The 23,161-nt window shown below is 71.6% G+C and carries 22 protein-coding genes and 1 pseudogene; 7 read left to right on the top strand and 16 right to left on the bottom strand.

Features of this window, described 5'->3' with window-relative positions; all coding sequences use genetic code 11:
* Window positions 1–163: 163 nt before the first annotated feature.
* Window positions 164–886 (top strand): DUF2625 family protein, encoded by a 723-nt coding sequence (locus OO52_RS31945; protein WP_030651288.1) that lies wholly within the window; start codon window positions 164–166, stop codon window positions 884–886.
* Window positions 887–940: 54 nt separating this feature from the next.
* Here the strand turns inward: OO52_RS31945 and OO52_RS31940 are convergent, their stop codons facing one another.
* Together OO52_RS31940 and OO52_RS31935 are read right to left on the bottom strand one after the other, a co-directional pair.
* Window positions 941–1,579: a DedA family protein gene (locus tag OO52_RS31940; RefSeq protein WP_030651285.1), complete on the bottom strand. Its 639-nt coding sequence runs from the start codon at window positions 1,577–1,579 to the stop codon at window positions 941–943.
* A 322-nt stretch (window positions 1,580–1,901) separates the two neighbouring features.
* Window positions 1,902–2,981 (bottom strand): endonuclease/exonuclease/phosphatase family protein, encoded by a 1,080-nt coding sequence (locus OO52_RS31935; RefSeq protein ID WP_030651282.1) that lies wholly within the window; start codon window positions 2,979–2,981, stop codon window positions 1,902–1,904.
* Between the two features lie 276 nt (window positions 2,982–3,257).
* Here OO52_RS31935 and OO52_RS31930 point away from each other — a divergent pair, with 276 nt between their 5' ends.
* Together OO52_RS31930 and OO52_RS31925 are read left to right on the top strand one after the other, a co-directional pair.
* On the top strand, window positions 3,258–3,953 hold the full coding sequence (locus OO52_RS31930) for a response regulator transcription factor (protein WP_030651278.1): 696 nt from the start codon (window positions 3,258–3,260) through the stop codon (window positions 3,951–3,953).
* Window positions 3,946–5,034 (top strand): sensor histidine kinase, encoded by a 1,089-nt coding sequence (locus OO52_RS31925; RefSeq protein ID WP_030651275.1) that lies wholly within the window; start codon window positions 3,946–3,948, stop codon window positions 5,032–5,034. Before OO52_RS31930 ends, OO52_RS31925 begins: the two co-directional genes overlap by 8 nt.
* A 62-nt stretch (window positions 5,035–5,096) precedes the next feature.
* Here the strand turns inward: OO52_RS31925 and OO52_RS31920 are convergent, their stop codons facing one another.
* The 3 genes from OO52_RS31920 to OO52_RS31910 all read right to left on the bottom strand — a co-directional run bounded on the left by OO52_RS31920 (window position 5,097) and on the right by OO52_RS31910 (window position 7,351).
* A complete protein-coding gene (locus OO52_RS31920) occupies window positions 5,097–5,501 on the bottom strand; it encodes a tautomerase family protein (protein WP_030651272.1) in 405 nt (134 codons plus the stop codon).
* A gap of 49 nt (window positions 5,502–5,550) precedes the next feature.
* Complete coding sequence (locus OO52_RS31915) at window positions 5,551–6,354, bottom strand: MBL fold metallo-hydrolase (protein WP_030651269.1); 804 nt, start codon at window positions 6,352–6,354, stop codon at window positions 5,551–5,553.
* Between the two features lie 139 nt (window positions 6,355–6,493).
* Window positions 6,494–7,351, bottom strand: a complete 858-nt coding sequence (locus OO52_RS31910; RefSeq protein ID WP_231406663.1) for a LysR family transcriptional regulator — start codon at window positions 7,349–7,351, stop codon at window positions 6,494–6,496.
* 339 nt (window positions 7,352–7,690) lie between these two features.
* Between OO52_RS31910 and OO52_RS31905 the strand changes: the two genes are divergently transcribed.
* On the top strand, window positions 7,691–8,719 hold the full coding sequence (locus OO52_RS31905) for a nitronate monooxygenase (protein WP_030651265.1): 1,029 nt from the start codon (window positions 7,691–7,693) through the stop codon (window positions 8,717–8,719).
* A 33-nt stretch (window positions 8,720–8,752) separates the two neighbouring features.
* Here the strand turns inward: OO52_RS31905 and OO52_RS31900 are convergent, their stop codons facing one another.
* The 3 genes from OO52_RS31900 to OO52_RS31890 all read right to left on the bottom strand — a co-directional run bounded on the left by OO52_RS31900 (window position 8,753) and on the right by OO52_RS31890 (window position 11,715).
* Window positions 8,753–9,397: an FMN-binding negative transcriptional regulator gene (locus OO52_RS31900; RefSeq protein WP_030651263.1), complete on the bottom strand. Its 645-nt coding sequence runs from the start codon at window positions 9,395–9,397 to the stop codon at window positions 8,753–8,755.
* A gap of 8 nt (window positions 9,398–9,405) precedes the next feature.
* Window positions 9,406–10,359 (bottom strand): MerR family transcriptional regulator, encoded by a 954-nt coding sequence (locus OO52_RS31895; RefSeq protein WP_030651261.1) that lies wholly within the window; start codon window positions 10,357–10,359, stop codon window positions 9,406–9,408.
* Between the two features lie 135 nt (window positions 10,360–10,494).
* A complete protein-coding gene (locus OO52_RS31890; protein WP_030651259.1) occupies window positions 10,495–11,715 on the bottom strand; it encodes a metallophosphoesterase in 1,221 nt (406 codons plus the stop codon).
* Window positions 11,716–11,896: 181 nt separating this feature from the next.
* Between OO52_RS31890 and OO52_RS53120 the strand changes: the two are divergent.
* Window positions 11,897–12,216: pseudogene (locus OO52_RS53120) on the top strand (transposase family protein); the annotation flags it as partial.
* A 213-nt stretch (window positions 12,217–12,429) separates the two neighbouring features.
* On the opposite strand, the gene OO52_RS31885 reads toward OO52_RS53120, so the two are convergent.
* Window positions 12,430–12,804: a hypothetical protein gene (locus tag OO52_RS31885; RefSeq protein WP_030651257.1), complete on the bottom strand. Its 375-nt coding sequence runs from the start codon at window positions 12,802–12,804 to the stop codon at window positions 12,430–12,432.
* 253 nt (window positions 12,805–13,057) lie between these two features.
* Between OO52_RS31885 and OO52_RS31880 the strand changes: the two genes are divergently transcribed.
* Window positions 13,058–13,717 (top strand): class I SAM-dependent methyltransferase, encoded by a 660-nt coding sequence (locus tag OO52_RS31880; protein ID WP_030651255.1) that lies wholly within the window; start codon window positions 13,058–13,060, stop codon window positions 13,715–13,717.
* Window positions 13,718–14,077: 360 nt separating this feature from the next.
* Complete coding sequence (locus OO52_RS31875; protein WP_030651253.1) at window positions 14,078–14,422, top strand: DUF4333 domain-containing protein; 345 nt, start codon at window positions 14,078–14,080, stop codon at window positions 14,420–14,422.
* Between the two features lie 294 nt (window positions 14,423–14,716).
* On the opposite strand, the gene exaC is transcribed toward OO52_RS31875, so the two are convergent.
* The 7 genes from exaC to OO52_RS31840 form a co-directional block, all read right to left on the bottom strand.
* Window positions 14,717–16,240, bottom strand: a complete 1,524-nt coding sequence (gene exaC / locus OO52_RS31870; protein ID WP_030651252.1) for an acetaldehyde dehydrogenase ExaC — start codon at window positions 16,238–16,240, stop codon at window positions 14,717–14,719.
* Window positions 16,241–16,295: 55 nt separating this feature from the next.
* The gene (locus OO52_RS31865; RefSeq protein ID WP_030651250.1) at window positions 16,296–17,603 is read right to left on the bottom strand and encodes a GAF domain-containing protein; all 1,308 of its coding nucleotides are present in this window, start codon (window positions 17,601–17,603) and stop codon (window positions 16,296–16,298) included.
* A gap of 187 nt (window positions 17,604–17,790) precedes the next feature.
* A complete protein-coding gene (locus OO52_RS31860; RefSeq protein ID WP_030651248.1) occupies window positions 17,791–18,390 on the bottom strand; it encodes an N-acetylmuramoyl-L-alanine amidase in 600 nt (199 codons plus the stop codon).
* 81 nt (window positions 18,391–18,471) lie between these two features.
* Window positions 18,472–19,485 carry an acetamidase/formamidase family protein gene (locus OO52_RS31855; protein WP_030651246.1) on the bottom strand — a complete coding sequence of 338 codons (1,014 nt, stop codon included), beginning with the start codon at window positions 19,483–19,485 and terminating at the stop codon, window positions 18,472–18,474.
* Between the two features lie 79 nt (window positions 19,486–19,564).
* Complete coding sequence (locus OO52_RS31850) at window positions 19,565–21,049, bottom strand: APC family permease (RefSeq protein WP_030651243.1); 1,485 nt, start codon at window positions 21,047–21,049, stop codon at window positions 19,565–19,567.
* A gap of 356 nt (window positions 21,050–21,405) precedes the next feature.
* A complete protein-coding gene (locus tag OO52_RS31845; RefSeq protein ID WP_037630058.1) occupies window positions 21,406–21,897 on the bottom strand; it encodes an NUDIX hydrolase in 492 nt (163 codons plus the stop codon).
* A 42-nt stretch (window positions 21,898–21,939) separates the two neighbouring features.
* A complete protein-coding gene (locus OO52_RS31840) occupies window positions 21,940–23,148 on the bottom strand; it encodes an ROK family transcriptional regulator (protein ID WP_030651238.1) in 1,209 nt (402 codons plus the stop codon).
* Between the last annotated feature and the right edge of the window lie 13 nt (window positions 23,149–23,161).

The raw sequence follows: 23,161 nt of genomic DNA, 5'->3' as shown, positions 1-23,161 counted from the left end.
CGCCACCCGGTACGACAAGACCACCGAGTCCTACCAAGCAGCCATCACCCTCGCATCGCTCCTGATGTGGGCGTGACATTTGACGACAGAACCTAGGGCGGCAGGCCCGTACGGCGTCGCAGGCCGGTGAGCCGACGCCGGACCCTGCTGCGATCATCTACGGATGCGAGAGATCGACGAGCTGGTCCAGGTGGCCGATCCGGCCTGGCCGGAGCTTCAGCAGGCGTTCGCCGGCAGTGCCGTACCCGTCCGCGTGCTGCCCGCCGACCTCGACGAGGGCCGCCGCTGCCTCCACCGGTTGCAGGTGACCGCGCGGTCGGTGCTGGGTGCGCTGACCCTGCACTGCGGCGGGCTCGTCCTGGACGACGGCTGGCTGCGGGTGTACGGCGCGGGCAGCGCCGGCGGCGGGTTGCCGAGCCTCGGCCGGGTCAACGGGTTTCCCGAGGAGCCGGCCCCCGACTGGCACCCGGCGGCCGGGCTCGTCGTCGGCCATGACGTGCTCGGCGGTGTGTTCTGCCTCAACGGCCACGACCCGGCGGGCAGCGGCCGGCCCGGGGCTCCGGGACAGATGACCTACTTCGCGCCCGACACGCTGGAGTGGGAAGCGCTGGACATGGGTCACTCGGCGTGGATCGGCTGGCTGCTGTCCGGCGGACCGGACAGGTTCTACGAGGGGCTGCGCTGGCCGGGCTGGCGGGAGGAGGCGGCGGCCCTGGAGCTGTCCCAGGGCATCAGTGTCGTCCCGTTCCTCTGGTCCAAGGAGGCGCACGAGGACCTCGCCGCCACCAGCAGACGGGCCGTGGCGCTCCGCGAAGTCGTGGGCGTGTCCGCCGACTTCGCCCGGCAACTGGGACCGGCGGATCCGGGGTTCCTGGGCGAGCTGTGACCCCACCGGGGAGCGGGGCCGGTGCGGACATCCAGCGGGTGAGCCGGGGCGCGTTCAGCGTGTGGAGTCGCGTCGGTCCCGGCGGGCGCGGAGGGCCTCCGGCAGTAGCGGAAGCAGCGACAGGACGACCACCACGGCGACCAGCGGCAGCAGATAGTCGTCGATGTGCGGGACGGACGCACCCAGGGTGTACCCGGCGAGCACCAGTGTCTGCGACCACAGCACACCGCCCACCGTCTGCCAGAGGGTGAAGGTCCGTGCCGGCACGCCCAGGACCCCCGCCACCGGGTGCAGGACCGTCCGCAGCAGCGGCACGAACCGGCCGATCACCAGCGCCTTGCCGTAGCCGTAGCGCGCCAGCAACCGCTCCGCCCGCGCCGCCGCGCCCTTCACCCGGGCGCTGCTCGTGCGCGCGAGCAGCGCCCGGCCGCCGTGCCGGCCGATCAGATACCCCACCTGTCCGCCCGCCACCGCCCCGATCGCCGCGCACACCAGCACCTGCCACAGCGCCAGCCGCGGCGGCTGCTGGGCGCTGCCCGCGCACAGCACACCGGCCGGGAACAGCAGCGTGTCACCGGGAAGGAAGAAGCCGACGACCAGCAGACCCGACTCGGCGAAGATCATGACCAGGACGCCCAGCGCGCCGAAGGCGGCCAGCACCGAGGCGCTGTCCAGCGGGTTGACGGCGATCACCGGCCACGCCTCCCGGCCTCCTCGGGGACCTTGTCCGCTCCCAGCATCGCCTGCCCGGCGCACGTGTGCGCGCCGGTCGCGGAGATCAGCCGTAGGAGACGTCTCGTCGGGCGGTGGGCCCCGGCGTGACGACCTGGTCGCCGCGGCACGCCGGCCGGCGCTCGCCATGGCGGATCCGCGGCCCGTTCGCGGGTGCCTGGGGTTCGTACCCCGACACCTCCGGGGGCCCGCCTGAGGCCCGGACCAGCGTGCCGTCGGCGAGCGGCCGGCCAGGTGCCGGGTGACCCGCCTGTCGCTTCGGTGGGGACGCTTCGAGCGGTGTTCACCAGCTGATCCTGGCGGCCACCGGCAGGTGGTCGCTGCCGGTGGCCGGCAGCACCCAGGAACTGTCCGGCCGGACGCCGCGGACCAGGATCTGGTCGATCCTCGCCACCGGGAACTTCGCAGGCCAGGTGAAGCCGAAGCCGTTCCCGGCCTCGCCCTGGGCCGAGCGCATCCGCGAGGTGATGCCGGCGAGCGCGCGGTCGTCCACGGTGCCGTTCAGGTCGCCGAGCAGCACCACCCGCTTGTTCCGCTCGGCGGCGACGGCCTCGGCGAGCGCCGTCGCGCCGCGGTCCCGGCTCTCCGTCCAGAAGCCCTTCCTGGGAAACACGCGTACGGACCCCAGGTGGGCCACGTACACCGCCAGCGGACCCCGGTCCGTGGCCACCGTGGTCCGCAGCGCCCGGTTGTAGGTCATCTTGACCGCGGCCGGCTTGGTGTCCCCCAGCGGCCCGTAGTCCATCTTGATGTCGACCGGCCGGGTGTCCGACAGCGGCAGCTTGCTCCACAGCCCGACCGTGCCCTGCACCGTGTGGTACGGGTACGCCTTCGCCAGTTCCTTCTCGTACGTTCCCCGGGCCCGCTCGGTCAGCTCCACCAGGGCCAGCACGTCCGCCCCGGAGTCGGTCAGGTGGCGGGCGGTGCCGACCGGGTCGGGATTGGCGTCGCCGACGTTGTGCTCGGCCACGGTGAGGTCACCGCCCGGGTGGGACCGGTCGCCGAGCAGCCCGCCGAAGAGGTTCAGCCAGGCCACGACCGGCACCAGCAGCGCGACCACCGCGGAGGCGGAGCGACGCCACAAGGCCGCGACGAGCAGGACGGGGATGAACAGGCCGAGCCACGGCAGGAAGGTCTCCACCAGGCTGCCGAGGCCCCCGCGGTCCGTGATCCGCGCGTGCAGCAACAGGATCAGGCCGAGCAGCACCGCCAGCGCCGTGAGCACCAGGCCGCGCTTCCAGGGCCCCGGCCGGGCGGCGGCGCGCGCCGCCCGGCGGATGCGCGCGGGCCAGATCCCGGCCCCGGTGTCCCGGCGGCCGGCGCCGCCGCTTCGCCCGGCCTCCGCCGTGTCCACCTGCGTCATCGCCCGTCCTCGCTCACTGCCGGTTCCCGGCGGAGGGCGGGCGCGGCGGAAGACGGCGCGGCGGCCGAGGGCCGCGGCACCCGGGAGACGCGGGCTGCGGAGGGCGCCGCCACGGCTGTCAGGCAGACGGCGGGGAGCCGGCGAATCCGGTGGGTCGTGGCGCGTGTGGAAGGTGCGGTTCGGCGCATGCCGCCCAGTCAAGGCGACGTGATGTTGCAGGCACGTATGTGTTTTCCGATACGCCGACGATATGCGCCGACTCGTAGCATTACGTGCATGCGTGTGTTGATCGTCGAGGACGAACCTTATATGGCGGAAGCCATCCGCGATGGCCTGCGCCTGGAAGCGATCGCGGCCGACATCGCGGGCGACGGCGACACCGCGCTGGACATGCTGGGCACCACCACGTACGACATCGCCGTACTCGACCGCGACATTCCCGGGCCTTCCGGTGACGAGATCGCCAAACGCATCGTCGCCTCCGGCAGCGGCATGCCGATCCTCATGCTCACCGCGGCCGACCGTCTCGACGACAAGGCGACCGGGTTCGGACTCGGCGCCGACGACTACCTCACCAAACCCTTCGACCTCCGGGAACTCGTGCTGAGGCTCAGGGCACTCGACCGCAGGCGTGCCCACAACAGGCCGCCCGTGCGGGAGATCGCGGGGCTGCGGCTGGACCCGTTCCGCCGCGAGGTCCACCGCGACGGCCGCTACGTCGCGCTGACCCGGAAGCAGTTCGCGGTGCTCGAAGTCCTCGTCGCCGCCGAAGGCGGAGTCGTCAGCGCCGAGGAACTCCTCGAACGCGCGTGGGACGAGAACGCCGACCCGTTCACCAACGCCGTGCGCATCACCGTCTCGGCACTGCGCAAGCGTCTCGGCGAACCCTGGATCATCGCCACCGTGCCGGGCGCCGGCTACCGCATCGACACGGGACCGGAGGCCGGGCACGAGGGACGCGACCGTGGATAGGGCGCCCGGGCTGAGCGTCCGCCTGAAACTCGCCCTCAGCTACGCCGGATTCCTCATGGTCGCGGGCGCCCTGCTGCTCGCGGCCGTGTGGGTGTTCCTGCTGCGTTACGTTCCCGAGCGTGCGCTCCTCGTCAACGCTGACACCCCCACCGACGGTGTCTTTCCCGTCCGGTACAACCTCCTGCGCGCCTTCGCCCCTTCGGCAGCCGCGGTACTGGTCTTCCTGCTGATGTTCGGTCTCCTGGGAGGGTGGCTCCTCGCCGGCCGCATGCTCGCGCCCCTGACCCGGATCACGGACGCCACGCGCATGGCCACGAACGGATCGCTCTCCCACCGAATCGGGCTGGCGGGCCGCAAGGACGAGTTCCGCGAACTCGCCGACGCCTTCGACGCGATGCTCGCGCAGCTCGAAGCACACGTCGCCGAACAGCAGAGATTCGTAGCCAACGCCTCTCACGAGTTGCGTACCCCGCTGGCGATCTCGAAGGCGCTCCTCGACGTGGCCCGCACCGACCCGGACCGCGACACCGGTGAACTCGTCGACCGCCTCCACGCCGTCAACACCCGGGCGATCGACCTCACCGAGGCCCTGCTCCTGCTCAGCCGCGCGGAGCGGCGGTCCTTCACCCGGGAACCCGTCGATCTGTCCTTGCTGGCCGAAGAGGCTACGGAGACGCTCCTGCCCCTCGCGGAGAAGCACGGTGTCACCGTCGAGACGAGCGGCGACATCGCCCCCACGAGCGGGTCGCAGGCGCTCCTGCTGCAACTGACCACGAACCTCGTGCACAACGCGATCGTCCACAATCTGCCGGAACAGGGCGCCGTGCGGGTCAGCACCGGCGTCCGCCCCCGGAGCGTGGTGCTCACCGTCGAGAACACCGGCGAGAAGCTGACCCCTCGGCTGGTGTCCACGCTCACCGAACCGTTCCGGCGTGGCACCGAACGGGTCCGCACCGACCACGCGGGCGTCGGCCTCGGCCTGGCGATCGTCAGGACCATCACCCACGCACACGACGGGACACTCACCCTCACCCCGCGCGCCGCCGGCGGCCTTCGCATCACCGTGGAGCTACCCCGCTGAATCGAGGACAAGAAGCCCGAGGGGCCGGGGGCGAGGGACGACGGGCGAGTTCAGCGACGCCTTCAGCGGCCCGGTACCGCCAAGTCACCCTCCACGTACTGGGCGCGACCGAAGCCGAAGGACCAGTCCTGGGGGCCGTTCTCCACGAAGCTGACGAAGACGTCCTCGCCGGCGATGCCGAGGGCTTCCAGCTGCTTGGCGACGGTCCGGTAGACGCGTTGCTTGACCTCGGTCGAGCGCCCCGACTGGGTGAAGATCTGGATCATCACCAGACCGTCGGTCCGCTCGAAGCCGAGGCCGGCGTCGAGGGCGATGACATGGTCGGCGTCGTGCTCGGTGATGATCTGGAACCTGTCCCGCTCGGGGATGTCCAGCACATCCACGAGCGTCCGGTGGGTCGCGTCGGCGATCGCCCTGATGTCGTCGGGACGGCGTCCGCGGATGAGATCGATGCGTACGAGCGGCATGTGCCCCGTTCCTCTTCTGGGGGGTGCTGTCGTGCGGAGGGCGAGGGGTTCAGTGGGTCAGCGGCACCCACGTGCCGTGGGGTGCGACCCGCAGCAGGGAGGAGAGACCGGCCTCGTGGAAGGCCAGTTCGAGCTCGGGCAGCCCCTCGGAGAAGTGGGCCCAGCCGTCGTAGTGGGCCGGTACGACGATCTCCGCGCCCAGGACGGCGGCAGCGGCGGCGGCCCGGCGGCTGTCCAGGGACAGGGGCCGCCCGTCGAACTTCGCCGGCACGCGTGCCGCTCCCGCGTGCAGGACGGCCGCGTCGATGCCGGGCACCCGGCGGGAGATCTCCGCGACCGTGCGGATCGAGGCGTTGTCGCCGCTGACGTACACGGTCGGCAGCCCCTGCCCGGACAGCACGAACCCGATGACCTCGCAGTTGACGTTGCCGTTGGCGTCGCGTTCGCCGTCCTCGGGGCCGTGGACGGCGGGAACGGCCAGCACGGTCAGCTCGCCGCCGCCGTCCGGGCGCGGCAGACGGTGGCCGGTCCACGGGGAGAGGCCGACGGCGGGTGAGCCCAGCCGCTCCGCCGCGAGCGGCCCGGTGAGCACCAGCGGGGCGGTCTTCGCGAACGCGCGGCCCCGGCCGTCGAGATTGTCCGGGTGGGCTTCATGGCTGACCAGGACGAGGTCGACCGGTCCCACCGCGTCCTCGTCGGCGGCAGGCCCGGCGGTCTTGGTGAGGTACCCCTGGGGACCCGCCGCGTCGAAGGTCGGGTCGCTGACGATGCGCAGGCCACCGATGTCGATGACGGCCGTCGGACCGCCCAGCACGGTGACCGCGCATTCCTGCCGGGACAGCCCAGTGCTCATCGCGGCCCCCGCCGAGTGCGCTTGGTGGTTCGGTTCACGGGGTCGACGCTAACGATGTCCCGGTGGCCCGTGAAATGCCTGCGGTGACGCATCCATGCGTCGCGGACATGGACGCCGCATCACCCGGTCACGGCGGGTGTCACTCCGCCGCCGTCTCAAGGGAGGCGTCCAGGAACCGGCGGACCAGTGTCCGCTGGGAGTCCGGGAAGTACACGAGGCGCACCGCGCTCGGCGGTGCGTTGGTGAGGGGGACGAAACGGACCGCGGGGTGCTGGGTACGGCGCCGCGCGACCTCCGGGACGATGCCGATGCCACGGTTGGCCGCCACCGACTCCAGCCACTCGTCGTAGTTCGCCGTTTCGATGATCCGGTCCGGACGCTGGTCCGCCGGCCATGACCAGGGACCGGTCGTACCGCTGACCGTGTTGACCACCAGCGGCCAGTACCGGACGTCCGACCAGTCCAGATGACCGAGCCTGGTCAGATCGTTGTGCTCGGAGCACACGGCGACGCGCGGCTCGTCGAACAGGTGCACGGTGTGCGCCCCCGCCGGTGCGTCACGCTCGCCGCGGACCACCGCGACGTCGACGGTGCGCCGGCGCAACGCCTGAAGGGGATCGTCGGTCCGGATCAGGGCAACCGTCGCTCCGGTGCTCTCCTCGAAGCGGCCGACGGTCCGCTGCGTCCACGGATCGGGCAGCAGCCAGCTGAAGCCGAGCCGCAGGGTGACGCGGTGGCGGGCGACGGCGAGGGCCTGGTCCAGGGTGGCGAGGACCCGCTCGACGTGCACGAGGAACTCCGCACCGGTCTCCGTCAGTTCGACGTGCCGTGAGGACCGGTCGAGCAGGCGGACGCTCAGGTTTCCCTCCAGCTGCGCGATCGTACGGCTCAGTGCCGGCTGCGTGATCAGCAGTTCCTCTGCGGCCCGGGAGAACGAGCGGTGGCGGGCCACGGACGCGAAGGCCCGCAGGTGACGCAGCTCGACGTCCATGCTCATCGCGCCTCTTCCGGGCAACCATGCCTGCCGTGCATAGCGCCAGCGTAACCGGCATTTCGCAGGCGGACGCCGGCTGCCTGGCGTCGTACCCGGCACCCCGACCGCCGGCAAGAAGGTGATCAAGACCGTGCAGTCTTCGACGCCTCCTCGTCCGGAGGCTCCCGTTCGTCGGGCTCACGCGCACCCAGGCCGGGCTCGGGGCGGACCAGGCCACGGCCGACTTCCTCGGCGACCTCGCCGGCGCCCCGCTCGGCATCACCGCACCCGCCGTCGCAGTCCGCGTCCGCTTCCGCACCACCTTGGCCCCGCCCGCTGCACATCCCCGCATGAGGAGTCGTCGTGAGCAGACTGCTGTCCGACCTCGGAGCAGACCTTCCCCTCCTCGCCGCGCCCCTGGCCGGCGGACCGAGCACACCGGAACTTGTGACCGCCGCCGCCCGGGCCGGCGGCCTGGGCTTCCTGGCCGGCGGCTACAAGACCGCCCAGGCCCTCGCCGGACAGATCCACAGCACGCGCGCGGAAGGTGTCCCCTTCGGCGTCAACCTGTTCGTGCCCAACCCGGTGCCGGTCTCCGACGAGGCGTACCGGCGCTACGCCCGCTCGGTACAGGCGGAGGCCGACCGCTACGGGCTCACGCTGCCCCCGGAACCGATCGAGGACGACGACCACTGGTCGGACAAGATCGACCTGTTGACCTCGGCTCCCGTGCCGTGGGTGTCCTTCACCTTCGGCATTCCGGACCGCGCGCTCGTCAGCGCCCTGCGGCGCGCCGGGAGCACCGTGCTGCAGAGCGTGACCTCGGCCGACGAGGCACGCAGGGCGGCCGCGTCCGGCGTGGACGCGCTGATCGTGCAGGCTCCGGCGGCCGGCGGGCACTCGGCCACCCTCACCCCGGACCGGCCCCTCGCGCCGGTCCGGCTGCCCGACCTGGTCGCCTCCGTCCGCAGCGCCGTCGCCCTGCCCGTCATCGCCACGGGAGGCATCGCCACCGCCACCGACGTGACGGCCGCCCTGCGCGCGGGGGCGGAGGCCGCGATGGTGGGCACCGTGCTGCTGCGCACCCACGAGAGCGGAGCCTCCGCACCGCACAAGGCGGCACTGGTCGATCCGGCCTTCGCCACCACGACCGTCACCCGCGCCTTCACGGGACGGCCCGCCCGCGCGCTCCGCAACCACTTCACCGACCGCTTCGACGCCCTCGCCCCGGCCGGCTACCCGGCCCTGCACCGCCTCACCGGCCCCCTCCGCAAGGCCGCCACCGCGGCCGGCGACACCCGCCTGGTCCACCTGTGGGCCGGAACCGGTCACCGTGAGGCCAGGGCGGAGTCCGCCGCGGACACCTCCGAACGGCTCGCCGGCCGGATGTGAGGGTGCGGGTGGGCCGCGCGGGAGGCGCGGACGTCAGACCGTGGTGGCGTGCGGGGCGTGGGCACGGACCGCGGCGGCGACCGCCGCGTCGTCGGACCGGCCGCGTGCTTCGAGGCCGGCGATGACTCCCTCGACGTTCTCCCGCGGCTGGTTCTGGCTGAGCTTGACCTTGGCCTCGACGCGGCTGATGACGAGTTCGACACCGACGACGGCGCGCAGCTGCCGCTCGATGAACTCCGCCGGGGCCTGGTCGACGGACCAGGGCTCGTCGTTGCCGGCCTCGTGCCGGTCGGTCAGACGGCGGATCTGTGCCTCGATCCAGGCCGGGTCGTCGTGCACGGCCAACTGCCCGTAGACGTGCGCGGTCATGTAGTTCCAGGTCGGCACCACGCGATGGTGCTTGCGCTTCGTGGCGTACCAGGTCGGCGTGATGTACGCCTCGGGCCCGCGGACGATCACCATCGCCTCGCCCCGCACCGGCCGGCGCCACTGGTCGTTGGCGCGGGCCATGTGGCCGATCAGGGCGCCGTGTTCACCGGTGTCCGGGTCGTACGCGAAAGGCAGCGGAGTGGCCACGAGCCCCTGCGGTGTCATGGTGATGAGGTCGGACGCTCCGCTGTGGGTCAGCAGGTCGCGGACTGCGTTCTCGTCGGGCGTGAAGTGTCGGGGGACGTACACGGGCATCCTCACAAGGGGTTCTCGCGCAGCCACGCCAGCACCTGCTGTGCGTGGGCGTCCGGGGGGAAGATCGGGTAGAAGGCGTGCTCGATCACGCCGTCGCGGACGACGAGCGTGAGGCGCTTGAACAGTCGCATCCCGCCGGCCTCGAAGGTGGGCAGGCCGAGGGCGGCGGCGAGGCCGAGCGCAGGGTCGGAGAGCATGTCGAAGGGCAGGCCGAGCCGTTCCACGACCTCCCTCTGGTAGTCGGTGTCCTGACTGGACAGCCCGTACACGCGGCCGGCCCCGGCCTCCAGGAGATCCTGGAAGTGATCGCGGAAGCCGCACGACTCGGGCGTGCAGCCGCGGGCGCCGGGGATGGAGTTCCAGCCCTCCGGCAGGTCGGTGCCGGGGCGGCCGGTGAGGGGGTAGACGTAGGTCACCGTCCGGCGTGGACCGAGCGCGTCCAGGCGGACCGGTCTGCCCGCCGTGTCATGGAGGGTGAGCGGCGGCACCGCCGTGCCGGGGAGGTGGGCGGCGGCACCGTCGTCCCCCGGTACGGGCAGGTCCGCGGGCAGCACCAGGTAGCCCGCGTCCGCCGGTCCGGCCTCCTGGAGTACGACCCTGCTGCCCCGGTGGGCCGCCACCCGCAGATTGGCGATCAAGGCCGTACGGCGGGCGGTCAGGGCCTCGATGCGCTCGGTGAGCTCGTCGATGGCCTCCCGGTAGGTGGCCAGCGAGGCGGGGCAGTCGTCGGCGTGCGCGCTCCCGGCGGCCAGGCACTCCAGGAACGGGCGGGTGCGCTCGACGGGGATGCCCAGCCGGTGGAGGGCTCTGATCTCCCGGACGAGGCGTACGTCGTCCTCGGTGTAGGTGCGGTAGCCGTTGGCGAGTCGCTCGGGCTCGAGCAGGCCCAGCGCTTCGTAGTACCGCACCGCTTTCGTCGTCACGCCGGCCCGACGGGCAAGCTCACTGATCTTCATGCCGTTCACCTCGCCGCTCACGCTAAACCTTGCCCCGAGGGGCAAGGTCAAGCGCCGGGGGTGAGCTGCGTATCGACGGGCCGACGTGCGGAAGGGCGCCCTTGTCCGACAAGCGGAGGTGTTGTCGCGTCCCGTCTACGGCGAGGCGGGCAGATGCGGGGAGCGGAGCACGAGCAAGGTGATCTCGCTGGGGGCGAAGACGCGGAACGGCGGGCCCCAGAAGCCGGTGCCGCGGCTGGTGTACAGGAGGGTGCGGGTGCCGTGCCGGCTGAGGCCGGCGAGGACGGGCTGGTCGATGCGGACCAGGTGGTGGAAGGGCCAGATCTGGCCGCCGTGGGTGTGGCCGGAGAGCTGGAGGTCGATGCCGGCGGCTGCCGCCCGGTCGACGAACTTGGGCTGGTGGGCCAGGAGCAGGACGGGCAGGTCGGGGTCGGCGCCGTTCAGGGCTCCGGCGAGGTGGGCGCGGTGGCCTGCCAGGCCGGAGGACTCGGCGGTGACGTCGTCCACGCCGGCGACCACGAGGGTGTCGCCACCGCGTTCGATCAGCAGATGGCGGTTGCGCAGCGGCTCCCAGCCCAGCTCGTCCATCAGGTCGACCCAGCCCTGGGCCTCGCTGTAGTACTCGTGGTTGCCGGTGACGTACACACGGGCCCGGGTGGCCCGCACGGTACCGAGTGGGACGGCCTGGGCGCGGCGGCGTTCGGCCGTGCCGTCCGCGATGTCGCCGGTGTGGCAGACCAGGTCGGCTTCCAGGCCGTTCACCGTCTCGCACACCCGTGCCGACCAGCGAGCGCGATCGAGTGGCCCGTAGTGGGTGTCGGTGATGAGGACGACGCGAATGCCGTCCAGCCCGGCACCGAGTCGCGGGAGTGGTACGTCGAGTCGGCGCACGCGCGGTACGCGGCGGGCCTCGGCGTACCCCCAGCCGAGCAGTACGGCGGTGACGGCGAGGACGGCCCAAGTGACGATGCGGGCCCGGTCCTGGCTCTCGCCGACCCCGGCCACGGTCAGGGCGAGCCGCAACAGGACGCCGAGCAGAACGGACCAGGTGAACAGGACCCAGCTGGTGCCCAGCAGGGTGTCACCGATGATCGCCGCCCAGTCCTGCTGGCGCCGGCCGTGGCCGCGCACCATCGCGAGCGGCATACCGATGAGTCCGAGGAAGAACAGGGCGGTGCCGAGCAGCGTGACGGGCAGCGGCCAGTGCTGGCCGGTGTACAGGAGCACCCCGCAGGGCACGGCCCACAGCAGGACGGGGGCGATCAGGGGGATGTAGCGCATCAGGCGGTGCAGCCGGCTCTGCCGCGGCGCTTGCGCTTCACCCTCGGCGGGCCGGGTGTTGCTGGTGTCGGTCACGCTACCCCTCCCTGACCAGGCTGCCGTCTCCCGCACTGTATCCGGTCGCCCTCGGGCCGGCCGGACGGCGTTCATGGGAGCGGCCCCTTCGGGCGGAGGGGCTTCGCGGGATGGCAGGCTCCCGCACCGAGTGCGGCAGGTCGTGCCCGGAGATGGATGAGCGTGGCCACCAGCGCCGTTCGGTGTCGACCGTTCCACCATCAACCGAGCCGTCGGAGAGACACGCGCCCTCCTGGGCCCAGCGGGCTCGCGCCGTCCCCGACCAGCCCGGTCTGCGCCTGAGGACGCCGGTGGACGTGTTCGGTTACGCCCGGGCCGAGCGCGGCGAGCTCCGCCCGGGCGCCACGGAGATCCCGGCACGTGGCGGACTGCGGCGGCGGATGCATGATGCGGCCGTAGCACGCGACGAGGGCATCGCCCTCTGATTCCGGAGACTTTCCCGACGTGGAGGTCCTCCTGGAGGACGGCCACCTCGGTCTGCGACGTCCCCACCCGGGCCAGACATCACCGTCGACTCTGCTTTCGCCGGCCACAAGCATGGGAGGCAGCTCGCACGACGACTGGGGGACGAGGTGCTGTGATGAGACGCGGATGCCGGCAGACAGCGGCTGGGGGCCGTCGAGTGAGTTGATGGAAGCGTGGCGCCGTGATGGTCGAGTGACGTTCGTGATGAACCGGTCGGAGCGGAGCCCGCTGCCCCTGATGCGCCTCCGCTCAGAGGCCGCGAAAGCCATTGAGTGTTTTGCCTGCACCGGTGGCTGACCTCAAGTAGTCGTTCTCCGACTTCAGGTGCTCGTTCTCCGACTTCAGGGCCGCGTTCTCCGTCGCCGATTCCGCCAACTGCACAACCAGTCCTGCCGCCATGGACTGGAGTGCCTTGTACTTCCACGCGGAGAACCCGACGACGGCGGCGACGGCCAGAACTTTCGCGCCGGCCTTGGCCGCGGCCCTGGCCTTGCCGAACTTGCCTTCGGCCGGCTCGGCATCATTCTTCCGGGTGCCGACGTGGCCCGTCTCGTGCGAGTGCTGTTGAAGCTCATCGAGATCGTCGCTGCCATACGAGCACGACCCGCACTGGTAACCGGCCATCAGTCGTTCCTCTCCCCGTGGGCGACGCCCTTGCCAGGTCGCGTGCTCCGGCGACCACTTGGTCACCCGCCTTCCGTGCACGGACGGACCCATGCTGGCATGCGAGCCGCTGGTTTCGGGCCGGGACACCTACGCTCATGCGTGCTTGCCGGGCGGCAGCACAAGCGGGTGCACGTCATGGGGCGTCAACTCGCCCAGCGCTCCTGGACCTTCGAAGGTTCTTGGGCTGCGGGCCCTCACTAGAGTCGCCCGCATGCCTGACTTCTCCTACCTCGCCGCCGTCCGGGAGTCGTACGACACCGTCGCCTCCGACTACTTCGAACAGGTCAAGTCCCCGGCGGAGTTGGATCCCCTGTCGCGAGGGATGCTGAACGTCTTCGCCGAGGTGGTCCGGACGGCCGGCCTCGGGCCCGTTGCCGACCTGGGATGTGGGCCCGGCAAGGTCACGGCCTACCTTGCCGAGCGGCAAGTGCCTGTGTTCGGCATGGACTTGTCGCCCGCCATGATCGAGCTGGCCCGTAGCGCCCACCCCAACCTGCGCTTCAGCGTCGGCTCGATGACCTCGCTCCCGATCGAGAACGACAGCCTCGGCGGCATCCTCGCGTACTACTCCACCCACCACACCCCACCGACGTTGCTGCCCGTGGTGTTCGGCGAGTTCCACCGCACTCTCGCGCCAGGCGGCTGTTTGATGCTGGCCGGCCATGTAGGGGCCGGCCAGCATCTACGTCCCACACAGGCATACGGCGGTCATCCTGTGTCTTACGAGTCCTACCTGCTGCCACCTGATCGGATTGCCGAACTCCTGAAGCAGGCCGGGCTCGTCCTCACCGCACGTCTGGTGGAGGAGCCCGGGGGAGAGGCTGAGAGGACTTTCGCCACCTTTCTTGCCCATAAACCCGAACGGTCATGAGGTTCTGCTTCGTCCGGAATGGTGGAGTGGAATCGATGAAGACGGGCAAACCGAGATCGACCAGGTGTGGTCCACTGTCGGCCGTCGGCTGGTGCCCGGCTGAGGCCGGTGAGCTCGGCGATCGCGGCGTCGAGGCCGACCTGGAGTTCTTTACGCCCGTCAGCACATGTCATCCGCCAGGGATTGCAGCAGTTTCCGGGTCTATGGCTGCAATATTCGCGTCATCGGGAGCAAAGAGCGGCTCCGGTGAAGAAATCGTGACTTGGATAGCCAAGAAGAGACGCCCTACCCCACTTCTCAGAACGACTTCCGTCACCACACGGGTTGTATGAGCACGGACAGCCGGATAGGACTGTCCTCGTGACTGATCAACGCAGCTTCGCCCGTACCGTCATCGCGCTTTCCCTGGCCGTGATCGCCTGTTGTGCGCTCACTTTCACCATCATGCTGTTGGCCGGGAGCCCCGCCGTGCAGCCGCAGCGCGTTCTGGATCAGGACGCGCTGGCGCGGGCCGTGCTCAACCACGTCGAATCCGACGACGCCTTCGACAAGCCCCCGACCATCGACGACGTCACCTGCCCCGCTTCCATCCCCGTCGAGGCGGGCCGGGAGTTCGAGTGCAACGTCGTCGGCGTCGGCAGCAGCGGCCACGCCTGGGTCAAGGTGAAGATCAAGGACGATCAGGGCGACCTGTCACTGGGCTGAGGAACGACCGAGCGGGCGAGCTTGCCCTCGATCCAGCCCGGCGGTCGCACGACCTGCGCCATGCGGGCATCTCTTCTCCTGGCTGCTCCCAGGAGTCGACCCGGCCGAGTGTGCGCGCAGGGCGTGAGAAGTCCATGCGGCGGTGGCTCGCGGCGAGGACTCGGCGGAGGGTGCGTCGGCCCGGGCTCGGCCCGGATACGCCCAGAGAACTGCTGGGCAGAGCTGGGATACCGGTAGGAGAAGACGGGGCGCCTGCCAGGAGTTCGTCCTGGTCAGGCGCCCTGTCTTGGGCGGCTAGAAGAAGCCCAGCCTCTTCGGCGAGTACGACACCAAGAGGTTCTTCGTCTGCTGGTAGTGCTCCAACATCATCTTGTGCGTCTCACGGCCGATCCCCGACTGCTTGTAGCCGCCGAACGCCGCGTGCGCCGGATAGGCGTGGTAGCAGTTGGTCCACACACGGCCCGCCTGGATCGCACGGCCCGCGCGGTAGGCGGTGTTGATGTCCCGGGTCCACACACCCGCGCCCAGACCGTACAGCGTGTCGTTGGCGATTTTGATCGCGTCGTCGAAGTCGTCGAAGGAGGCAACCGAGACGACCGGGCCGAAGATCTCCTCCTGGAAGATCCGCATGCGGTTGTCGCCCTCGAAGATGGTCGGCTGGACGTAGTATCCCCCCTTCAACTCGCCCTCGTGTTCGACGCGTTCACCGCCCGTGAGGATCTTCGCGCCCTCCTGGCGGCCGATGTCCAGGTAGGAGAGGATCTTCTCCAGCTGGTCGTTGGAGGCCTGCGCGCCGATCATGGTGTCGGTGTCCAGCGGGTGGCCCGGCTTGATGAGGCGGGTGCGCTCGACGGCCGCCTCCAGGAACTCCGCGTAGTGGCCGCGCTGGATCAGCGCCCGGGACGGGCACGTGCAGACCTCGCCCTGGTTGAGCGCGAACATCGTGAAGCCTTCGAGCGCCTTGTCGCGGAAGTCGTCGTCGTGCGCCCACACGTCGTCGAAGAAGATGTTCGGCGACTTCCCGCCGAGTTCCAGGGTCACCGGCTTGATGTTCTCCGAGGCGTACTGCATGATCAGCCGCCCGGTCGTGGTCTCCCCGGTGAACGCGACCTTCGCCACCCGCGGGCTCGACGCCAGCGGCTTGCCCGCCTCCACGCCGAAGCCGTTGACGATGTTCAGCACGCCCGGCGGCAGCAGGTCCGCGACCAGGCTCAGCCAGTAGTGGATGGAGGCCGGGGTCTGCTCGGCCGGCTTGAGGACGACCGCGTTGCCCGCCGCCAGCGCCGGCGCGAGCTTCCAGGCCGCCATCAGGATCGGGAAGTTCCACGGGATGATCTGCGCGACGACACCGAGCGGCTCGTGGAAGTGGTACGCCACCGTGTCGTCGTCCAGTTCGCCCAGCGAACCTTCCTGCGCCCGGATCGCCCCGGCGAAGTAGCGGAAGTGGTCGATCGCGAGGGGGATGTCGGCGGCCAGCGTCTCCCGGACCGGCTTGCCGTTCTCCCAGCTCTCGGCCACCGCGAGCGGCTCCAGATGGGCCTCCATCCGGTCGGCGATCTTCAGCAGGATGTCGGAGCGCTCCGCGACCGGCGTACGGCCCCATCCGGGCGCCGCCTCGTGCGCCGCGTCCAGCGCCCGCTCGACGTCCTCCTCGGTACCGCGCGCGATCTCCGTGAACGGCTGACCGTTGACCGGTGACGGGTTCTCGAAGTACTGCCCGCGCGTCGGCGGCACATAGTCGCCGCCGATGTAGTGGTCGTAGCGCGCCTGGTAGGAGACGATCGCGCCTTCGGTGCCCGGCGCCGCGTAACGAGTCATCCTGGTTGCCTCCCGGTGCAGCGCTGCCCGCCGTTGGACAGCTCTCGGCGCGAGGCTAGACAGGCGGACGTTGCAAGTACGTTGCGCCGCGGGTCCGCGTCCCTGCCCGGCCGGCCGGCGCCACCAGTTCGGCCTCCAGCGCGGTGAGCCGGGCCCGGACCGGTGCCGTCGGACGTACGGCGGCGAGCGCCCGCCACACCTCCAGGTCGTCCTCGCCCCACGGGGCGTGCGCCCAGTCCGCGAGCAGGTCCGGGTCGCCGTGCGCGATCAGCGCCGTGCGCAGCCCGCCGGCGAGCCGCTCCCGCAGCCGGACGATCGCCGGGGCCTGGGAACCGGGCAGCAGCGGGCCGGTGTACGCCTCCACCGCCGCGGTCAGCGCACCCGTCTCCAGCCGCCGTTCGACCACGGTGGCGTCCGACTCGACCGCGGCCGTCAGCCGGTACGGCCGCGAGGCGAGCAGCCCCGGACCCAGCAGCCTGCGCAGCCGCGCCAGCTCGGCCCGCAGCGTCACCGGGGTCACCGACTCGTCCGCGTACAGCGCGCACAGCAGCTCGTCGCCGCTCAGGCCCTCGGGGTGCCGGGACAGCAGCACGAGGATCTCGCTGTGCCGACGGCTGAGCCTGGTCCGCCGCCCGTCCAGGGCGAGTTCGGCCTCGTCCCGGCCGAGCGCGCTCAGCAGCGGCCCCTCCTCGGCGAGGCGGGGCGGAGCGAGCAGCGCGAGCTGTGCCTCCGCGGCCCGCGCCACCGCCTGCACGAAGCCGAGGCTGTGCGGATGGGCGAGGCCGTCCCCGCCGGTGATGTCCACGGCCCCCAGGACCCGTCCGGTGCGTGGATCGTGCACCGGAGCGGCGGCGCAGGTCCACGGCTGCACCTGCCGTATGAAGTGCTCGGCGGCGAACACCTGCACGGGCCGGTCCACGGCGACCGCGGTGCCCGGTGCGTTGGTGCCGACCGCGCTCTCCGACCAGCGGGCCCCGGGCACGAAGTTCATCCGGTCCGCGCGGCGCCGGGTCGCCGCGTGCCCTTCCACCCACAGCAGCCTGCCGTGCGCGTCGCACACCGCCAGCAGATGCTCGCCGTCGGCCGCGAAGGTGCCCATCAACTCCCGGAACAGGGGCATCACCCGGGCCAGCGGATGCTCCGCGCGGTAGGTGCCGAGATCGCCGTCGGTCAGCTCCACGCTGGCGGCGCCGTCCGGCCCGACACCGGCCCGCGCGCTGCGCCGCCACGACTCCGCCACCACCGATCGCACCGGGCGCGGCACCGTGCCCACGGTGGTGAACGTCTCGTGCGCCCGGCGCAGCAACCGGACGCGCTCGGCGGGGTCGGCCCCCGGCTCCAGGGCAACCCACGGATCGGTCAACTCGGCCTCCCCGGACAGTGGAACGGTGGCGATGTGGTGCGGCACGGGATGGTGATACGGCGTACGGCGGCTCCGGGCGGTGATGCGGCGGTCTCGGCGGTGGCACAGAGGCCGCCACGACGGCTGGCACCATCGTCACCCCGGGTGTTCGCGCGGACAACCGGTGCGACGGCGGCTTCGCCTCCGGCTAGGCGAAGTTGACCATTCTGATGTACCGCACCCAGTCCCAGTTCGGCCCCGGGTCGGTGTGGTCGGTGCCGGGCACCTGGTAGTGGCCGATGATGTGCTCCCTGTCCCGGGGGATGCCGTACTTGGCGCAGATCGCCGCCGTGAGCTTCGCCGACTCCTCGTAGAGGGCGTCGGTGAAGTAGGCGGGCCGGTCGATCCAGCCCTCGTGCTCGATGCCGATGCTGCGTGTGTTGTAGCTCCAGTTGCCGGCGTGCCAGGCGATGTCGGCCTCGTGTACGCACTGGGCGACGTGCCCGTCCGCCGAGCGGACCACATAGTGCGCGGAGACCTTCTTCTGCGGGTTGCTGAAGATCGCCAACGTGTCGGTGTACGTCTCCTGCGTGACGTGGATGATCACTCGGTCGATGGCGTAGTCGTCGGGGCGGTCGGACGCCGTGTAGTTGGAACTGCTGGCCGCCTGCCACTCGGCGGTCGGATAGTCGACGGCCGCGCTCAGCGCGCCGGCCCGCGGGTCGGGAAGCAGGGCGTAGGGGACGGCGGCGAGTGCCGCGCCCTTGAGCAGCCGGCGCCGGCTGAGCCGGGGTCTGGCTCGGTCCATGTCCATGGCGGGATGCCTTTCGGGATGCCTTGGGGAATGCCGTTCGGCAGGCTTTCTGGGGTCGGGGGCACGACGGCGACGTCAGTGGCGCAGGGCCCGTGCGGTCTCCCGCAGCCGCGCGTGCACGCCGCGGTACGTCTCCCGCGCGGGCACCCACTCCTTGCGGAGCTTGGCCACGCATGTGTAGTTCGTGTCGCACACGTTGGCCAACGGTGATTCGACCGCCTGGGTTGCGAATTGGTATGCGTCCAGCTCACTGAACCCGTAGTCGCGCACCAGCCACTGCACCAGGTCGAGCTGGGATATCCGGAACGCGTCCTCCAGCGGCCGGGCCGAGCCGGTCGAGATGATGTGCGTGTCCGACTCCAGCCGGGGCCACGGCGTGGCGACGTCCTTGAGGAGGTCGACGACCACCACCGTGTTCATCGCGCACTCAACGGCCACGCCACAGGTCTCGCCCTCGCCCTGCCGGGCGTGCCCGTCGCCGAGGCTGAGCAGGGCGCCCTCGACGTTGACGCCCAGGTAGCAGGTGACGCCGGCCCGCATCTCGGGCGTGTCCATATTGCCGCCGTGGGCGTCCGGCACCAGGGCGGAGCGCACCTCCAGGTTGGCGGGTGCCACGCCCACCGTGCCGTGCATCGGATCCATGGGCAGCTCCACTTGGAGGTCGCTGTCCCGCGCCTGGAACAGGGCCGTCCTCCGGGCCCGGTCGAGCTGCCAGATCCACACCCGCTCCGGCAGCGGTGGCTGCAGGGTGGCCGTCGTGTGCGTGGAGGTCAGCGCGCCGAAGAGGGGCACCGTCGTGGACGCCGCCCAGTCGCGGGCCGGTTCGATCGACACGAAGTGCACGGCCACGGTGTCTCCGGGCTCGGCGCCCTCGATGTGGAAGGGGCCGGTCTGCGGATTGAGGTAGGGGAACTCGCACACCTCGGACACCAGGTCCTTCTCGGAGCGGACCCGGCCGGCGAAGCAGTCCTCCGTGTAGAGGTCGAGAACCGTACCGGGCGCGATCCGCGCCAGGGGTGCCGCGCCGCCGAACGTCCAGGCGTACTGGTCGGGTTCGGGGCGCACGGTGAGGATCCGGGGGTCGGTCATCGTGGCGTGACTCCCTTCTGGAGGCTATCCCCGGAGCGGGGATGCTGTGGGCGTGGCTGTCGCGCCACATGAGGGCCGGTCAGCTCGGAACGGATCCGTCCAGACGGCCGGCGCCGGGGTCGTGCGCGTCGAGGTGCACCCGCGCGGTTTCGGCTATGCGCTCGGGGTGCCGTCGTATGAGCACGAGCAGCACGACCACACCCACCGCCATCCACACGCCGACGACCGGACCGGCGTAGGACACCGGTGCCGTCAGTTCCGTCACGAAGTCGAACACCGGCAGGCCGGCGGCTGTCAGCAGGGCGGGGACGAACGCGACGATGCCCAGTACCGGGAACAGCAGGTGCCGTACCGGTTTGAAGGCAGCGCGGCGGGAGCGCAGGAAATGACCGGCGCAGGAGAGGTTCACCACGATGTAGACGCCGACGACGACCGTGACGATCACCGTCGCGAGCATCAGGAACGCGGTCACCGGGTCGTAGGCGAAGCCGAGCCCCAGCACCGCTCCGACCGCCACGACGGTCTGGAGGGCGATCCCGGCCACGGGGGAGCGGTGTCGGGGATGGAGCGTGGCGAGCAGACCGGGCAGGACGCGGACGCGGGCCAGGGCGAAGGCCGTGCGGGTCGAGACGTTCGCGCTCGCGTTGGCGTTGGCGATCGTGGAGTTGACCACCGCGAGGAACACGAGCACCCAGAACAGACCGAACGAGGCCCGGGCGACGCCCTCCCAGGACGCCTCGCCCGAGGCGCCGAACCCCGCGAAGCGGTCGGGGCCGAAGTACACGGTCATCGCGTACGTCGTGAGGACGTAGAACAGGCCGATGCCCAGGGCCGCTCCCAGGACCGCGCGGTGCATGGTCCGCCGTGGGTCGCGGGTCTCCTCGGCGAGTGGCGCCGCCGCCTCGAACCCGGCGAAGGCCAGAACCGTGTACACGGACCCGGCGAACACCCCGGCGGCTCCCTCGTACCCGTCGGCGGTGTGGGACGTACCGAACACCGACAGGGTGTTGGCGCTGCCCGCTCTGCCGATGAGCAGCACGGCGAACACCAGGAGAACGAGGATCTCGAAGACGCCGAGGACGGTGCCGAAGCGGGCTGAGGCGCGGACGCCGAGATAGCCGGAGACGGCGATCACCCCGGCACCCGCCAGCGCCCACGGCCACCACAGGTCCGCCGGATACGCCGACCACTCCGCGTGCAACGTGCCCGCCGCCGTGAAGCCCAGCTGGAGGAGCAACAGGGGTGGCACCAGCATCTCCACGAAGACGTAGGCCCACCCGACGAGGAAGCCGACGGCCGGGTGCAGGCCCCTTGCCGCGTACGTCGCCACCGAGCCCGCCGCGGGCAGCTCCCGCGCCAGCTCGGCCACGCAGGAGGCGGTGAACAGACAGGCCACCAGGGCCACGAGCACCGCGAGCGGCAGGCTGCCGCCCGCGAAAGCGGCGCCCGACGGAATCGACGCCGCCACCGCGGCGGCCGGTGCCATCGCCGTGATGCTCTGGAACAGGACCTCGCGCAATCCGATGGCGTCGCGCCGCAGCGTCCCCTTCGTCTCCCCGTGCATGCGTCCCCCGATACGTGTCAGTCCGTTGCCACCGCCGCCTGCGCGTTCCTCATGTCGCTTGCCAGCGGCCGTTGGTGACGATCCGTCGGCAGTGCCTCGCGTGAATCACGGTACGGCTCGGGCGGGTTGGGCAGAAGGGCGTGCCACGGTTCCGTGGACGAGTCGCGGCTTGTGGATAACTTGCTCACTCGATCGGGTGATGTCTGGCTGTGAGCGGGGGCACCTGACACGTCATAGCCGACCCCGGAGACCGGGCGCCTGGCCAGTGCCGGAGGCTCGGCGCCGGGATCGTCACGGTCGCTCGCGGAGGTGGATTCCGTACCGGCGCCCGACGGGAGGGCGTACCGGTGCCCGCCTCACAGCGCCACACCCTCCCGCAGGTACACCACACCCCCGCCGCGCACCGCCCCGAGCAGCGCCGTCAGCGTGGACCGCCGTATGGCGAGCGGCAGCTCCTGCAGTTCGTCGAGCGAGAACATCCCGTGCCGATCGTGCTCCGCGCTCAGCCGCACCGGTGTGTCGACGGCCAGCGTGCCGCCGTGGAAGTAGCAGTCGAGAACCGGTCCGGTCCCGAGCACGTCCGCCCGGTGGTCGACGCCGAGCAGCGCGGGCCCGGGGCCGATGTCGACGCCGGTCTCCTCGCGCATCTCCCTGCGCGCCGCCGACCGGGGATCCTCACCGTGGTCCAGCATCCCGCCGGGCAGCCACCAGTGCCCGGCGTCGGGCCGTCCCGGACCGTAGCGCAGCAGCAGGACGCGCCCCCGCTCGTCCAGCATCAGCACACAGGAGGCGAGCAGTGCCCGCGGCTGAGACTTGATCCATTTCTCGCGTGGCACCCACTCCGTCACCCGACCTCCCGCAGTCGTGGTCCCGGCACGCGCCGAGCCGCGTCAGGATCGTTCCGCGACCACCGCCGGATCGTCCAGTACCGCTCGGACGACCGAGTGCGCGGCGCCCAGCAGGGGGCCCTGCGGGCCCAGTGGGGAGACGGTCACCGGGCAGGCCGGGCCGGCCGTACGCCCCGTCAGCTCCGTGTCCAGCGCCGGCAGCAGCCAGGGGGACAGCTCCGCCAGCGCGCCGCCCAGGACCACCGTCTCGGGGTCGAGCAGGTTCACCGCCCCGGTCAGGGCGATGCCGAGGGCCGTACCGGCGTCCCGCAGCGCGGCCCGTACCCTCTCGTCGCCCGCCTCGGCCCGCTCGGCCAGCAGGCCCACCCGGTCGTCCCGCGGCTCCAGCCCGGCCGCGCGCAGGACCGCTTCCTCGCCCGCGTACTGCTCCAGGCATCCCCGGCTGCCGCACGGGCAGGGGGGACCGTCCGGCCGTACGGGCACGTGGCCCAGCTCGCCCGCGAACCCCCGGGTGCCGCGCAGCAGCCGGCCGTCCACGACGACCGCCGCGCCGATGCCGATCTCGGCCGACACGTGCAGGAAGTCGCCCGGCGTCCCGGCACCGAGCCACAGCTCGGCCAGAGCACCGAAGTTGGCCTCGTTGCCCACGGTCAGCGGCCGGTGGGCGGGCAGCAGGGGACCGAGGTCGATGTCGTGCCAGTCGAGGTTCGGGGCCCGTACGACCGTCCGTCCGTCCCTGGCGACCAGGCCGGGCACGGCGACCGCGAGCCCGGCGGGCCAGAGTTCCGCGCGTTCCGCCTCCGCGACGACCTGGTGGATCAGCGCCGTCAGTTCCTCGATCACCGGTTCCGGCGCCCGGCCCCGGTTGGCACCGCGCCGGACCGCCCGCGCGCGGACCTCGCCGCGCAGGTCGACCGCGCACACCGCGAGGTGGTCGACGCCGATCTCGGCCCCGATCCCGGCGGGCCCCCGGCCGCTCACCGCGAGCGCCGACCCGGGCCGGCCCACCCGCCCCGGCCGCTCGGGGCCCAGTTCCTCCAGCAGCCCCCAGCGGATCAACTCGTCCACCAGGGTCGACACCGCCGCGCGCGTCAGGCCGATCCGGGAGGCGACCGCCGCCCGGGACAGCGAGCCCTCGGCGCTCACGGCGTGCAGCACCCGGGCGAGGTTGCGCCGGCGCATGCCCTGCTGGGTGTCCGGCAGGGCGCGCCCGGCGCCCGGGGGGCGCGCCTCGTGCAGCGGTGCGGTCATGCCTCCGTCAATC

The organism is Streptomyces flaveolus (assembly GCF_000716535.1).
Taxonomy (GTDB): Bacteria; Actinomycetota; Actinomycetes; order Streptomycetales; family Streptomycetaceae; genus Streptomyces; species Streptomyces flaveolus_A.
This window is presented reverse-complemented; position numbering and strand designations above follow the sequence as displayed.

Bases quoted from the DNA above. Each gene is read 5' to 3' on its own strand.
- OO52_RS31945 (WP_030651288.1), top strand. From the start codon at position 164: ATGCGAGAGATCGACGAGCTGGTCCAGGTGGCCGATCCGGCCTGGCCG.
- OO52_RS31935 (WP_030651282.1), bottom strand. From the start codon at position 2,981: ATGACGCAGGTGGACACGGCGGAGGCCGGGCGAAGCGGCGGCGCCGGC.
- OO52_RS31930 (WP_030651278.1), top strand. From the start codon at position 3,258: ATGCGTGTGTTGATCGTCGAGGACGAACCTTATATGGCGGAAGCCATC.
- OO52_RS31920 (WP_030651272.1), bottom strand. From the start codon at position 5,501: ATGCCGCTCGTACGCATCGATCTCATCCGCGGACGCCGTCCCGACGAC.
- OO52_RS31915 (WP_030651269.1), bottom strand. From the start codon at position 6,354: ATGAGCACTGGGCTGTCCCGGCAGGAATGCGCGGTCACCGTGCTGGGC.
- OO52_RS31910 (WP_231406663.1), bottom strand. From the start codon at position 7,351: ATGAGCATGGACGTCGAGCTGCGTCACCTGCGGGCCTTCGCGTCCGTG.
- OO52_RS31895 (WP_030651261.1), bottom strand. From the start codon at position 10,359: ATGAAGATCAGTGAGCTTGCCCGTCGGGCCGGCGTGACGACGAAAGCG.
- OO52_RS31885 (WP_030651257.1), bottom strand. From the start codon at position 12,804: ATGGCCGGTTACCAGTGCGGGTCGTGCTCGTATGGCAGCGACGATCTC.
- OO52_RS31880 (WP_030651255.1), top strand. From the start codon at position 13,058: ATGCCTGACTTCTCCTACCTCGCCGCCGTCCGGGAGTCGTACGACACC.
- exaC (WP_030651252.1), bottom strand. From the start codon at position 16,240: ATGACTCGTTACGCGGCGCCGGGCACCGAAGGCGCGATCGTCTCCTAC.
- OO52_RS31860 (WP_030651248.1), bottom strand. From the start codon at position 18,390: ATGGACCGAGCCAGACCCCGGCTCAGCCGGCGCCGGCTGCTCAAGGGC.
- OO52_RS31855 (WP_030651246.1), bottom strand. From the start codon at position 19,485: ATGACCGACCCCCGGATCCTCACCGTGCGCCCCGAACCCGACCAGTAC.
- OO52_RS31850 (WP_030651243.1), bottom strand. From the start codon at position 21,049: ATGCACGGGGAGACGAAGGGGACGCTGCGGCGCGACGCCATCGGATTG.
- OO52_RS31840 (WP_030651238.1), bottom strand. From the start codon at position 23,148: ATGACCGCACCGCTGCACGAGGCGCGCCCCCCGGGCGCCGGGCGCGCC.